At 34.5% G+C, this 14,812-nt stretch carries 12 protein-coding genes; 9 read left to right on the top strand and 3 right to left on the bottom strand.

From position 1 onward, the window contains the following. Positions 1-466: 466 nt before the first annotated feature. Both AC6IWN_RS15330 and AC6IWN_RS15325 read right to left on the bottom strand, forming a co-directional pair. Positions 467-2,206 (bottom strand): M56 family metallopeptidase, encoded by a 1,740-nt coding sequence (locus tag AC6IWN_RS15330; protein ID WP_497988441.1) that lies wholly within the window; start codon positions 2,204-2,206, stop codon positions 467-469. After that, entirely contained in the window at positions 2,199-2,570 is a 372-nt protein-coding gene (locus AC6IWN_RS15325; RefSeq protein WP_497988439.1) for a BlaI/MecI/CopY family transcriptional regulator, read from the bottom strand. Before AC6IWN_RS15325 ends, AC6IWN_RS15330 begins: the two co-directional genes overlap by 8 nt. Before the next feature lie 373 nt (positions 2,571-2,943). Here AC6IWN_RS15325 and AC6IWN_RS15320 point away from each other — a divergent pair, with 373 nt between their 5' ends. From AC6IWN_RS15320 to AC6IWN_RS15305, 4 genes are all read left to right on the top strand, one after another. Further along, positions 2,944-3,867 (top strand): Abi family protein, encoded by a 924-nt coding sequence (locus AC6IWN_RS15320; RefSeq protein ID WP_497988437.1) that lies wholly within the window; start codon positions 2,944-2,946, stop codon positions 3,865-3,867. A gap of 901 nt (positions 3,868-4,768) precedes the next feature. Continuing rightward, a complete protein-coding gene (locus tag AC6IWN_RS15315) occupies positions 4,769-5,698 on the top strand; it encodes a DUF1444 domain-containing protein (protein WP_497988435.1) in 930 nt (309 codons plus the stop codon). 113 nt (positions 5,699-5,811) lie between these two features. Beyond that, positions 5,812-7,170 carry a DUF5050 domain-containing protein gene (locus tag AC6IWN_RS15310; protein ID WP_497988433.1) on the top strand — a complete coding sequence of 453 codons (1,359 nt, stop codon included), beginning with the start codon at positions 5,812-5,814 and terminating at the stop codon, positions 7,168-7,170. A gap of 213 nt (positions 7,171-7,383) precedes the next feature. After that, positions 7,384-7,830: an RDD family protein gene (locus AC6IWN_RS15305; RefSeq protein ID WP_497988431.1), complete on the top strand. Its 447-nt coding sequence runs from the start codon at positions 7,384-7,386 to the stop codon at positions 7,828-7,830. Between the two features lie 164 nt (positions 7,831-7,994). Here AC6IWN_RS15305 and AC6IWN_RS15300 read toward each other — a convergent pair whose 3' ends face one another. Beyond that, the gene (locus AC6IWN_RS15300; protein ID WP_497988429.1) at positions 7,995-8,711 is read right to left on the bottom strand and encodes a DUF4352 domain-containing protein; all 717 of its coding nucleotides are present in this window, start codon (positions 8,709-8,711) and stop codon (positions 7,995-7,997) included. A gap of 739 nt (positions 8,712-9,450) precedes the next feature. On the opposite strand from AC6IWN_RS15300, the gene AC6IWN_RS15295 reads away from it, so the two are divergent. The 5 genes from AC6IWN_RS15295 to recD2 all read left to right on the top strand — a co-directional run bounded on the left by AC6IWN_RS15295 (position 9,451) and on the right by recD2 (position 14,808). Beyond that, entirely contained in the window at positions 9,451-10,440 is a 990-nt protein-coding gene (locus tag AC6IWN_RS15295) for a rod shape-determining protein (RefSeq protein WP_497988427.1), read from the top strand. A gap of 71 nt (positions 10,441-10,511) precedes the next feature. Next, positions 10,512-11,285 (top strand): flagellar hook-basal body protein, encoded by a 774-nt coding sequence (locus AC6IWN_RS15290; protein ID WP_497988425.1) that lies wholly within the window; start codon positions 10,512-10,514, stop codon positions 11,283-11,285. Positions 11,286-11,305: 20 nt separating this feature from the next. After that, entirely contained in the window at positions 11,306-12,118 is an 813-nt protein-coding gene (gene flgG / locus AC6IWN_RS15285) for a flagellar basal-body rod protein FlgG (protein ID WP_497988423.1), read from the top strand. 38 nt (positions 12,119-12,156) lie between these two features. Next, positions 12,157-12,486 (top strand): rod-binding protein, encoded by a 330-nt coding sequence (locus AC6IWN_RS15280; protein WP_497988421.1) that lies wholly within the window; start codon positions 12,157-12,159, stop codon positions 12,484-12,486. A gap of 75 nt (positions 12,487-12,561) precedes the next feature. After that, a complete protein-coding gene (gene recD2, locus AC6IWN_RS15275) occupies positions 12,562-14,808 on the top strand; it encodes an SF1B family DNA helicase RecD2 (protein WP_497988419.1) in 2,247 nt (748 codons plus the stop codon). The last annotated feature ends 4 nt before the right edge of the window (positions 14,809-14,812 follow it).

The raw sequence follows: 14,812 nt of genomic DNA, 5'->3' as shown, positions 1-14,812 counted from the left end.
AGTAAATCAGGGGTTTTAGGGGGAGTTGCTCCCTAACAAGAGACATTAGGACGGTGACGTCACTAATGCGTATCTTGCCCCACACGGGGGTACTTATTTTAAAATAGTCGGGTAGAAAAAAGCTAATATAAAGTAAGATGAGCGACAATGAAAATTACTATATAAATGTATTCTATCAGTATTTTATTATGTATAATAGCGGGAAATTGTGTCACATGTATTAAATTGTAAAGAAATTATAGTTATGCTAGTGTATTCTTGGAACCTTCTCAATTTACAGTAACATATTATCATATTAATATTCCCGATGAAGAACCATGGCCGATATTTAAGAATTACCTAGAATTATAATACCATGGGGGTAATACTAACCCCCTCAGTGCTGAGAGTAATTAAAAAAGAAAAAGTTAGCTAAGTTCCATTAATACATTTATAATAAATTCATTTCATCAAATGCTAAACGAATTTATTCTTCACCTGGGGTATCTCCTACCTTCTTTTTCTTCATATTCATTACAAATTGCCGATATTTTTCTAGTTTTTCTTTGATACTATCGTCTAGGTTATAAACCAAATCAGATCCTTCTGAATATAAAAACCTATACTCTTCTGTTTTGGATAATTTTTCTTTATCTGTACTATATTCTAAATTTCCATCAATAGTTGATATTAGCAATATACTTTTGTTTAAATATGAATTAATATCATTATAAAAATTTTTTAGAGATGTAATATTATATTGTTTTTTATCTTCAACATTATAGATATCAAAAAAAATGTTCTTAGATGCAATATTCACCTTTTTATTATTTTTATCAAGATAAAACAGATCATATTTATAGGAACAACCTCCCTGTTCACAATAAGGAATATATGTCAATAAATATGTCTTACCATTTTTAGTATACAAATAAAATGAATTTTGTGCACTATTCGCTGAGAAAAGCATCTCTTTAAAAATAACCTTATTGTTTCTATTATAAATCTTTATATATGCTGGCTGCGCTAAATCGTAAACAGATAAATCAATAGATATTTTCTCATCAATTCCATCATGGTTTATATCTGCGCTTGCCACTTTTATGTCTTTTTTATTGGCATCATTAATAATAAATCCATCGTCATTAACAGTTTGAGAAGGTTCCACAGGAATTGCCTGAGTTGGATGTATCGAAGGTGTAGGTGTGGACTGTAACGAAGAGGTTGGAATATTGGTTGTAGAGATTTCTTTTTCTTGATTATTTTGGAATGAAACATCAATTGATGTTTCACCCTTCGGGTTGAACATAAAACAGATGATTATAGTTATACCTACAATGAAAGCCATTATTATTACCCATAAAGTTGGCTTCTTATAGTTTAAAATGTTTTTGATTCTTTGTTTCACACCAACTTCGCCAAAGGCTAATGGACACATAGAGATGCTTAAATGCTTTGAAGAGCAGGCAAGCAATGTACTAGAATATGCCTTTTTTTCCGAGTAACCGAGTTGTTCAATTACTTTTTCATCACAGGCTATTTCAATATCTCTACAAAGTAAAATATAAGCAATCCAAAGCAGGGGGTTGAACCAATATACTGATAAAATCAAAAAACCTATTGGCTTAATCCAATGATCCAATCTTTTTATATGGGCTTTTTCATGGGTGATAACATAGGTTGAACTAGGCTCATCCAAAGAGAAGGGTACATATATATGTGGCTTTAAAACCCCTAATATAAAGGGTGTTTGAATGCTATCAGATAAATAAATGTTTTCTTTCAATGGTACTGACGTCGAAACCATTCTTTTCAGCCTGATGAAAGTGATTAAGCTATATATCACTAAAATAGCCATACCAATGATCCAAACAATAACTGCCAAAGTTAAAACAATATGCATAATATTAAAACTATCTTTAACATTTGTATCAATTAATTGATTGCCAAGTGGGTTTGTTGAATTATGAATGGGAGTTACATTCCGATTAATTGAGGTTATATTTTTGTAAATAATATCTTCTGTTAAAGCTGACTTTTTAGGGATTAAACTGGTAATGCTCTCTATAGTGAAAGGAAAGATCAGACGTATCGCAACTAACCCCCATAGTAAACAAATAAATTTTCTAGGCATATTTTTAAATAAAAGACGGACTAAAATAATTGCTATTATTAAATAGCTTGTTGTAATGCTCATATTAAATAATTGAATTAAAATATTAATCATGATTATCTCCCTCGTATTCTTCAATCATTCGTTTGATATCAGCAACTTCATCAGGTGATAACGTTTTATCTTTTGTGAAAGCTGCAATAAACTGCGGCAATGATCCATCAAATGTTCTCTCTACAATACTATGGCTTTCTGCTGATAGTACTTCATCTTTTGAAATTAAAGAAGTAACAATAGAATTTTCATTTTTAAGTACGCCTCGGTCAGCCAATCGTTTTATCACTGTGAAAGTTGTTGATTTTTTCCATTTCAGTTTCTCGGAACACAACTTTATTAAATCACCACTCTTAATTGGCTCACACTCCCACAGTAGCAAACAAAAACGATATTCACTTTCAAAGATTTTCGGAATTTCCATGAACTCACATCTATATATTTTATATTGATTATTAATAAAAGTCTAACTTATTAGACCAATCTTGTCAATACAAAAATTAACATTTTTGGTGATGATGACTATGATAAATAAAGGCTGGTGATCGGGATAAGGTTTATTTAAGAAGAATTAATGTTAGATAATGATTGGTGCATTTAGAATGTGAATATAATTTTGTTAGGGCCAAGAAACAATGGATAATAAATGCAATAAAAGTTCAGTAAATGCGAATAAAAGTTCAATAACTTGTTGACATACCTTACTTTACATGTTAATATTTTATTAACAACTCCCACAGGCCTCTGTCTCTGATATGCAAACTATGTGGGCTTTTTGTTTATACAGGAGAGTACAAATGAGTGAGGGAGTCAAGCCTTTTTTAACAGTTAATCAACAAGTACAATTATTAAAAAGTAGAGGTTTAATTATTCCTGATGATAAGTTGGAATTAACTAAAAGTTTCCTTTTAAACAACAATTATTATAGAATAAGTGGATATACTTTAACGTTGCGGAAAGATGACAAATTTTATCCAAAAGCGAATATTGATAATGTGATCCAAATCTATGAATTTGACAGAAGGTTTAGACACATTATATTGTCAATAACTGAAGAAATAGAAGTCAGGATTAAGTCATTAATATCTTATTACCATACAAAAATATATGGAGCTTTAGGCTATCAAGATATTAACTGTTTTCGCTGCATGGATGATGGAAAAGTTATAAGTAGTTCCATTAAAGGTTATTTGAATATTATACATAAAGCTGATCTCCAGAAGAAAAATATGACAGAATATGAAGCATTTCTTAGCCACCATGAAAAAAATAAAAAAGGTGTACTGCCATTCTGGGCATATGTGGAAGTGATGACTATTTCGGATATTTCAAAATTGTATTCCTTATTAGATGAAAATATTCAAATTAATATTGCAAAGGACTTGGGCTATCCACACAAAACAGCCAATGAAATTGTAAATAATATGCTACATAGTGTTACTATTCTTAGGAATATTTGTGCACATGGGGGAAGGCTTTATAATCGTCTGTTTATTAGAAAGCCTAAACTTTCTAGCAGGCAAAAATCATTATTAAGAATAGATAATGATGGAAACATTGTATATGATAAATTGTTTAGTTATATATTAACACTTAAGGCATTATCGCTTCCATCTGATTTTAAGCTATTAAAAACTCATTTATTAGAATGTAATCAAAATTATAGCTTTGTAGATATGAAATATTATGGGTTTCCTGATAATTGGGCCGAAATAATATAATAATTTTAAAAGCTATAGAGTAAAATATAATGACAGTTCCTACGAGCTTTGTAAAGCGAAATACTGTAGGCCGTTAATTGGCATCCTTCGGGGTGCCTTTTTAGAAGTAAACACGGGAACTATTTGAAATCACAACAATATAGTCATATTATAGGGTTTTGCAGGTTTCTGAGTGTTAACAAAGGCAATTATGGGATGTGAAGGAATGAATGCATTTCTGATTTTAAAATATTGTACAAGGTGCCTATTATAGTGTATAAAAGGAATGGTATACATCCTTCCGTGATACATTCTACCTCGTATCATATAACAGATTACACATACCCAAAATCCTTCAACCTCAACAAACTTCCCACTTTACAAATCTGTTCGCATATACTAGAATATATTTTAGGTGGACGAAAAATCGAGCGTTTTTCGATCGAATTCCTCCAAAATTCATCTGATGGTGCTCCAGATTCGTGATACGGAATTGATACATGATTTGATGAAAAAAGTGAAATAATGCCTAGAATAGATAGAATAAGTGGATAAAATAGCACAAAACCGAAACAAATATGTTACGAATTACGTTCTATCGGACCGTGAGGGTGGTAGAACAGTAGGTTCCGGTAAGGTTGCTACAATTATCGAATAGTCACGTTGGCAATGAGCCATTCGTAATATAGAAAGAGCCCCCATGAGAGTTCACTCTCAAGTGGGGGCTCTTTCTATATTACGGAGGGCGACGCCCGTGCACGAGAGGCTGTGTTGTGAGTGAGGAGGACTTCTGGATATAACAGGCAAAATCTTATTGAAGTAATTCGGTTAGTTCTATATAATGGAAAACGAAAGTTAATTACGAACTGATATTAATAAGGAAATATAAAGTAGAAAATTTGATTTAGGAGAGAAAAAAATAATGAGTTTGTTTGGTAAAAATAAAGTTAAAATCCCAACCTGGGCATCTTTTTTTGCAGAGAAAGATTACTCTGCTTTTATTTCGGAACTTGATTCTTATTTTCAAAAGACTATAAATTTACCTTACGAAATTAATGATGGGGTTGCTGTTTTTCAAAAAGATGTTTATGGTATGTCTCAACTAGGGCTTTTCAACTTAGCAAAAATGTGCAAACAGAATAAAAGAGCAAATTATGCAGGAATTATTAGTGAGCATTTTGATGTCCTTAGAAAATCGTATGAATTTAATCTAGAGTTCGAGAAAATAGAGGGGGATTTTGAGCAAATTCAACAGTATATTGCTGTTCGCCTTTATGATGCGGAATATCTGTCTGCAACAAGTAAAGATAACTTTATAAGCAAAGAATTCGCTGGCGAGCTATCTGCAGTTCTTGTATTCGATTTTCCGGATACAATAATAAATATCAAGCCTATACAAATTGAACAGTGGAATAAATCGGTAGAGGAATTGTTTGAAGTCGGTATAGCTAATGTCAGAAAAAATTATCAATTTAGTATGGATATTGTTGAATTCGGATCGGACAAATCTAGCTTATATGTATGCGAGACACCTCACTTTTTTGCTCCTAATATAGTATTCGAGTTAAAATCTTATGAAGAGTTAATTGGAAAAGGGGGATGCTTAGTAGCAATTCCAAATCGCAATATAGCACTTATTTATCCCATCAATGATTTAAAAGTTGTAAATGTGATAAATGGTTTATGTGTCACTGTTCCAAATTTGTATGAAAACAATCCTGGAAGCTTAACGAAAGAAATTTACTGGAATTATGAAGGAAAAATCACATCATTACCCTACACGAGTGACCATAAAAAAATCTGTTTTACACCACCGGAAGAGTTCATCGAATTACTAAATAGTATAAACTAGAATTTGAAAGTTCTGAAAAGTTATGAGATGTCTGTTTTAATCCATGTAACTGACACTGACAGCAAAGAAGCCAATAACGGACAATTAAAATAGATAATCACGAAAGGATAATGATGAAAAAAATATGTATAATTCCTTTTTTATTAGCTCTTCTTTTTATAGGTTGTGGATCAAAGGAACATGATAAATCAAGTAATGATATAAGGAACGATCAAGAGAAGATTGTATCTCCAACGGTTACAGTGGGGGCAGTTCAAAATATCAGTGTAACTCCTACAATTGAACCGGTTATATCTGACACTCCGGATAAGATAACAGACGTCGGAACCGCAATAAAATATAATAATAAAATTTACTACATTTCAGACAACTTATCCTATGAAGACTATGAATCGAAAGGAGCGCTGTATTCTTTGGATTCACAGGGTATCAGTAGGAAAATATCGAATATCGGTGGAAGTCAAATCTGGAGGATAGGTGAGTTTTTCTACGTTTCTACTCAAGATTCCTCTGATCATACATATAAAATTAACCCGGTTGATGGACAATCAACAGTAGCTTTTAATGGTAATATTGAATGTGTAAGCCCAGATGGAAAATCAATATATTATTCAGCATACAATCACGTTTCAAAGGAAGAAGATAATTTTAAAGGGCTATATAAATATAATACGGACACGTCTAAAATTGATAAAATATTTGCGGATAACACATTAGCGTGTGAGTTTATATCATTAATCAAAAGCAAATTATATTATTACACAACTACAAAGGATAATTTGGTTTCAATCTACTCATATGATATAAAAACGCAACAAATCTCACTTATTACAACACAAAAATATAAACCCAAAGATGATGAAATGGTGCTAGAGGAATATTCTCTTGAAGTAACTCAATTGTCTGCATGTGGTGACTGGCTGGTCTATAGTGTCGGTTTTTACGACGGCAGTGCTGCCTTTTTTAATGGAGATATGTATCGAATTAAACCAGACGGTTCTAACAAAGTTTCAATGAATATTGATGATACAGATATTTTCTCTGTATATAATAATTGGATTTTGTTTTATTCGGATAAAATAGATAATGAAGGGTACTACATGAAACATCCTGCTTCATCAGAAAATCTTAAGATGAATAAATCCCATGATGTTATTACAGTAACAACAGACGGCTGGCTGTTTTATAATACCGAGAATGGGGATATCCACCGTAGCACGATTGATGGATGTAAAGATACATTGATAGTGAAAGCATCTAAGCTTCCCAATTATATAACACAGGATGATTATTATGATTATTCTCTAGATGTAATCGGTGATTATTTGTATTTCAATGCAGAAGTTTGGAGATATAGAGATGGATATTCCTGGAGGGATCAATTTATTAATAGTTCATATAACTGTATTAAATTAGATGGATCTGATTTTAAAACACTATATCAAATACATTCGCCGGTTGATGGTAAATAGTTATAAAAACCCTTGATGCATATACTTTTGTTTATCTAAATTTATAAGGAAGATACAATTAATGGCATAGGTAGGCAATTTGCTAAATCCTTTTATACAAAGAACATACGAGCTATATTAAATATAGTGCCCTTATACTTGTAAATCATGTAATTATTCACTATAATACATATATTGGTAAGTGTTTATAGATAAAATAAGGGGGATTTACATATGTATTCAGGGTTTTGGCGTAGATTTTCAGCTTTTTGGATAGATAGGATTATTTTATCGGTTATAATATACTTAATATGTTTTACTATCAAAATACCTACAAATGAAGCATTAATATATAGCGGGATAAATCCATATAAATTGTATGGAAATTCTACAAACACTACGGCTATATATGTTTGGTTATTTATCATATTACTGCCATGGATTTACTTTGCAGTTTTTGAAAGTTCAAAATTAAAAGCAACTCCAGGGAAAATGGTGTTAGGTATGATTGTAACAGATGCCTATCAAAAGAAAATTTCATTTCGTATTGCTACAATAAGGTATTTTGGTAAATTTATATCATCCGCTATTATTGGAATAGGCTTCATAATGGTTGCATTTACTCAAAAGAAACAAGGATTACATGATATGATAGCAAAGACCTTTGTTATGACAAAGTAGAATATGATTTCTATAATACTCAACAATAAATTGTTGTATATAAGGCTTGTCAATAATGAACTGACCCCAATAAGTTTGACCTAAAAATCCGACTTATTAGGGTTACATTATAATGGACAAGCCTTTTAATATACTATAATTTTAATTACGTATGGACTCCGTTTTTACTTGTTCAATTCTATAGTTGACATTTTATCGCCCTTAATGATTTTAAGTTTTGCTTGTGTTACTTTGTCATTCTTCGGAATTTCAAATAAAACTAATGCCTCAGTGGATCTACCTTTTTCAACTGGTAGATTAATATATTGTATGTCATTCTCTTTAAGCGTGAATATTGATGGAAAGGATACACCATTATCATCTGTTAATATATATTGAACTTCTTTTTTAATTAATGTTAATGGCTTTGCTTTTTTGCCCGGATTTTTAATAGTGAATTTTACAGCAAGATATTCATAACCATTTCTTGATGTTTGTGCTGTTTCCACTTTTCCAATCGTATAAGTATACGTATTGGTTATCTTATAATTTACATAATTCACTTCAAAATCCGAAACTCCAAGAATATTTGATAATGAATATCTCTGCGTGGGGACGTTATTATGCCCTATAGTGCTACCAGGTGATACAGTAGGTGTCGATATAGGCGTCGTAGTTGAAATAGGCACCGTAGTCGGAATTGGCTGCTTTGTTGGCGCTGTATTTTCTGATTCGCTATCAGGAATTAAGTTTTGATTATAACCAATATCATCCTCTAATAATTTGCCTGCCATATACTCTGCTATAGCATCACTTTTATCATCAGAAATTTCATATTTTTTAATACAACCAGTTAAAGAAAGAGTGATAACAATTATAATCGCCAATTTCCATCTTCTCATAAGTAAGTCCTCCTGTGTATCCACCTAGTACATCAATATTAAACCATTTATATATTAAATATATTTTACCACATTATGTAAAACATTCAATGTGGTTAATTTGTCTTAGTTGGTTCGTAGAAATCCCCAAGCCCCCACCTGTGCTTGGGGATTTCTGAATCTAAAAGAATAATATTGATTTACTTTAATACACTTATCTATGCAGGGTTAAGGAAAAATCCGAAAGTTTCCGATATATAAATAACTGGGTTAATATAACATTGTTTTATACTGAGGTAAGAATTGCCTATTTTCAATACATAAATTTAGAAGTATTGTTATTAATCATCCATAGACATGATTGATTTAAAATTATAAAATTAATTATAAAGAGCTGATCATGTGTTCTTCCTCATTCTGCATACTCTGCCAATGATTTATTTGAAATCTGTGTAAAATATCATTATAGTATTTTTGAAGGTAACCAACAATAAGATTATACACAAAAATACATGGTGAATCGTTGAGAAAAGGCGAATTTTTTATAATTATGATGATAAGATAGTTATTTTATAAAATTTCCTTTGAAAAAAACGGTAATAGCGTTTATAATATAAACGAATATGTTTAAGTTACCGACGCTAGGTTGAAAATAAAATGAGTTTCATTGACGGGTAGAAATTGGATAATCGGAAACTTCGTATTAATAAAACGGAAAATTCAAAATCATGCAGAAGTGTGAGAAGAAAGGAGATAAATTATGGTAGGCAGCGATATCGGAATTGATTTAGGCACTGCTAGTGTATTAGTTTATATAAAGGGAAAGGGAGTTGTTTTAAAAGAGCCTTCGGTTGTGGCTTTTGATAGAGACTCTAATAAGATTAAAGCAATTGGCGAGGAAGCAAGATTGATGTTGGGTAGAACCCCAGGTAACATCGTTGCAGTTCGTCCTTTAAGACAAGGTGTTATCTCAGATTACACCGTGACAGAGAAGATGTTGAAATATTTTATCGCAAAAGCAATTGGCAAGAAGAGATTCAGATCCCCTAGAGTAAGTGTATGTGTTCCTAGTGGGGTTACTGAAGTTGAGAAGAAAGCAGTTGAAGATGCTACTTATGCAGCAGGAGCAAGAGAAGTTGAGATTATCGAAGAGCCAATCGCAGCAGCAATTGGTGCAGGTATCGATATTTCCAGACCATGTGGTAATATGATTGTTGACATCGGTGGAGGTACAACGGATATCGCGGTTATCTCTTTAAGCGGAACTGTAGTAAGTGCATCCGTGAAGACAGCTGGTGATGACTTTGATGATGCTATCGTTCGTTTCATGCGTAAAAAGCACAATTTATTAATCGGTGAGAGAACTGCTGAAGACATTAAGGTTAAGATTGGTTCAGCATATCGCAGACCGGAATCTGTATCACTTGAAGTTAGAGGTCGTAATCTTGTAACCGGACTTCCAAAGACGATTACTGTAACCTCTGAGGAGACAGAAGAAGCGCTTAAGGAAACTACTTCACAAATCGTAGAAGCAGTTCACAGCGTACTTGAGAAGACTCCTCCGGAACTTGCAGCGGATATCGCAGACAGAGGTATCGTATTAACCGGTGGCGGATGTCTGTTATATGGATTGGAAGAATTGATTGAAGAGAAGACAGGTATTACTACTATGACAGCAGAAGATCCGATGACTGCAGTAGCAATCGGAACTGGTAAATATATTGAGTTCCTTGCAGGCAAAAGAGATTAATTATAAGAATTGATTTGTAAGTATGGATGTTTCGCTGGTAACTTGTTAATTGTAGAAAAGAGGTTGAAGCTATGGTAAGAGGATTATATACAGCATATACCGGAATGGCCAATGAACAAAAGAGGCTGGATATTATCTCCAACAATCTTGCAAACGCAGCTACTGTTGGTTATAAAGAAGATAATTCCACAAGCCAATCCTTTGACCATTTGTTGACCCTAAAGATTAGAGATAATTCGGAAGGGAATAACAATCGAGTTATTGGTAATATGAGCATGGGAGTTAAGCTTGGTGAGGTCTATACCAACTACGGACAGGGCTCATTAAGAGAGACGAATAATCCTTATGACTTAGCGATTGAAGGAAACGGATTCTTCACCCTATCTGTTACAGACAAGGCTGGGAATGAGAATACACAATACACACGAAATGGTTCTTTTACCATGACAAAGGATGGTCATATCGTGGATGAAAACGGAAATTACCTGATGGGAGAAGCCGGTGCGATTGTAGTTCCGACGAATGCTTCTGAGGTTGTAGTCGATAAAACAGGTGCGGTGTATGCTGATAAGACATATATCGATAACGTGAAAATAACGGACTTTGAAGATTACAATTACTTATCCAAAACAGGTGATACGATGTATAAAGCTATTGACGGTGCGGTAGAAAAGCCTGCCAATGCTTTATTACAGCAAGGTTTTACAGAGCAATCCAATGTGAACATCATCTCTGAAATGGTAGACATGATATCAGTTACCAGAGCTTATGAAGCAAATCAGAAAATCATTAAATCGGTGGATCAAACATTGGAACTTGCGGCAAATTCTGTTGGTAAGGTATAAAGCGATAGGAGGAATTGCATATGATGCGATCATTATGGACAGCAGCGTCCGGTATGACTAGTCAGCAAACCAATGTTGATATTATCTCTAATAATTTAGCGAATATTAATACAACCGGTTTTAAGAAAGAAACAGCTCAGTTTAAGAGCTTGCTATATCAAACAATTCAAGATCAATCCTATGATAATAAAGGGAATCCTAAGCCGTCCGGCATTCAGGTGGGTCTTGGTGTAAGAAATTCAGCAATCACCTCACAATATACAGAAGGTGTGCTGGCAGAGACAGGAAATCAATATGATCTTGCAATTGATGGAAAAGGTTTCTTCATGGTTCAGACAGCGGACGGAGGTACAGCATATACCCGTAGTGGTGCATTTCAAATGGCTGTAGGTGAAAATGGAATGGTTCTGGCAACTTCAGAAGGTAATCCGGTATTAGATACCAATGGCCAGCCAATTGTAGTAAGTAAAGCACTTAAAACATCTGATATTACGATAGATGAATTGGGTAATCTGTGTTATCCGGATGCAAATAATAATACAAAACCAATGGGAATTCAGATTGGTATTGCACAGTTTAATAATCCGGGTGGATTAAGTAAATTTGCTGATAGTTTGTTGTCAGAAACGGAGGCTTCCGGTACTCCTCAATTACTAACACCAGCAGCAACCGGTAGCCAATATAAGATTAAGCAAGGCTATCTAGAAGGCTCCAATGTTCAAGCAGTGGATGAAATGGTTAACCTTATTGTGGCACAGAGAGCTTATGAGATGAACTCTAAAATCGTCAAGGCAGCGGATGAAATGATGCAGCAGGCGAATAATTTAAGATAGTATATCGATAAGTGTGATACTCTGGAAAGGAGATTGCTATGGGCATATCAGTAGGAGCGGATTCCTTATATACTGCTACATCGGATTATGGTAATAAGAAAGCAGACAGCATAAAGAATACATTAAATAATGCGTCAGCTAGCGACAAAGAACTTATGGATGCCTGCAAAAGCTTTGAATCCTATATGATGGAGCAGGTTTTTAAGGGCATGGAAAGCACCGTGCCAAAGAGCGAAGAAGAAGAGAATAATGATTACATGTCTCAGTTTGGAGATATGTTATATGAACAGTATGCAGATGCAGCAACAAAGCAGAATAGCATTGGCTTGGCTCAAATGTTATATGACTCTATGAAAAGAAATTCCTAGATACATATTGTGTCATTTATAAGACGAAATAATGTCATTTGGTGTGATTGTCCGGTTTTGATAAGGATAAGCCGAATGACATTTTTTATTACGGAGGTTGAAATGTCTGAAATCCTGGAAGGGTATATCGAACGAATTATATATCGAAATGATGAAAATGGATACACTGTTTTAAATCTTCAAGCAGATCAAGAAGAGATTACATGTGTGGGAAGTTTTCCGTTTATAAGCGAGGGTGAACTGATCGAAGCGATGGGAAGCTATACCGAGCATGCGGTATACGGACAGCAATTTCTGATTGAAAGCTATGATGTGAAACAGCCAGAAGATATATATTCTATCGAAAGGTATCTTGGATCAGGTGCGATTAAAGGGATTGGTGGTGCACTGGCGTCAAGAATTGTTAAGAAATTCAAAGAGGATACCTTTCGTATCATCGAGCATGAACCGGAACGTTTGGCTGAGATCAAAGGAATCAGTGAGCGCATGGCTAGGGAGATCAGTGTACAGTTTGATGAAAAACGGGACATGCGAAATGCAATGTTGTTTTTGCAGCAATATAATATAGCCGGTAATCTTGCTGTAAAGATATACACCGAATATGGACAGAGAATGTATGATATTCTGAAAGTAAATCCTTATCGAATGGCGGAAGATATCAGCGGTGTTGGATTTAAGACAGCAGATGAAATCGCAAAAAGAATTGGTATCGGAAGTGACTCGGATTATCGTATTAAAGCAGGAATTCTCTATATATTACTTCAGGCAAATGCGGACGGCCATGTATATCTGCCGGAGAAGGAACTGATAGTAAAAACAAAAACACTGTTATTAGCCGATGAAGAATCCATACTAAGGCAGATAACTACATTGAGCTTTGAGAAGAAAATCATGATTAGGGAGAGTGAGCAGGGCAATCTGATCTACTCTTCAAGTTATTATTATATGGAACTGAATGTGGCGCGAATGTTACATGATTTGAGCATTGGATACGATACTGATTTTGAGAATATCCGTAGGCGTGTGGAAGCGATTGAGAAACAGTTTAAAATTGAATTGGAGGAACAACAGAGAACAGCCGTTATGGAGGCGGTAAGGAATGGTCTGTTAATTATAACCGGTGGACCCGGTACGGGTAAGACCACAACCATTAATACAATTATTAAGTTGTTTGAATCAGAAGGGATGGATATTTTATTAGCCGCTCCTACCGGGCGCGCCGCAAAGCGAATGACGGAGACGACGGGGGTGGAGGCTAAAACAATTCACAGACTTTTAGAATTATCAAAGTTAAGTGACGATCAGGAGAATAAATTTTCCTTTGAGCGTAATGAAGGAAATCCGCTGGAGACAGATGTATTAATCATAGATGAGATGTCAATGGTGGATATTAGCTTAATGAATGCCCTCTTAAAGGCTGTTCCGGTTGGAACGAGGTTGATACTGGTGGGGGATGTTAATCAGCTTCCAAGCGTAGGACCCGGTAATGTACTCAGGGACATCATCGATTCACGCAGCTTTAATATTGTTAAGTTAACGAAGATATTTCGACAGGCAGCAGATAGCGATATCATAGTAAATGCTCATAAGATTAATGATGGTGAGCATATCAGTCTGGATAATAAAAGCAGAGACTTTTTCTTCTTAAAAAGAGAGGAATCGAATGTAATTGCGGCGGTTATGATTAATCTGATCAAGAATAAATTACCTGGCTATGTGAAAGCAACTCCATTTGATATACAGGTTCTTACCCCGATGAGAAAGGGAGAGCTAGGTGTTGAGCGTCTGAATCAAATATTACAACAGGCACTGAATCCGCCTTCGAAGGAAAAGAAAGAGAAGAGCTTCCATGATATTGTATTCCGTGAAGGGGATAAGGTAATGCAGGTGAAAAACAATTACCAGATTACCTGGGAGATACGCAGCAAGACCGGATTCGTTATCCAGAATGGAACGGGGGTCTTTAACGGTGATGCGGGGAAGATAAAAGAGATTAATCTGTTCGCCGAGCTGGTATTGGTGGAATTTGATGATAACCGATTGGTGGAATATTCCTTTAGCCAGCTTGAGGAATTGGAGCTGGCATATGCGGTGACCATCCATAAATCACAGGGAAGTGAGTATCCGGCGGTGGTGCTTCCGATTCTGGATGGGCCTAGACTTCTCTTTAACCGAAATCTGCTTTATACTGCCGTAACCAGAGCGAAAAACTGCGTTACGATTGTAGGCAGCGATTTTATGCTTCAATCCATGATAGATAATAAAAATGAACAAAGCAGATATTCCGGACTCTGCGATCGAATTCGGGAACTGGTATCCTAAGGTT

Source organism: Variimorphobacter sp. HTMS_6 (assembly GCF_059717775.1).
Note: the sequence above shows the minus strand (reverse complement) of the source record. Positions and strands in the feature narration are given on the sequence as shown.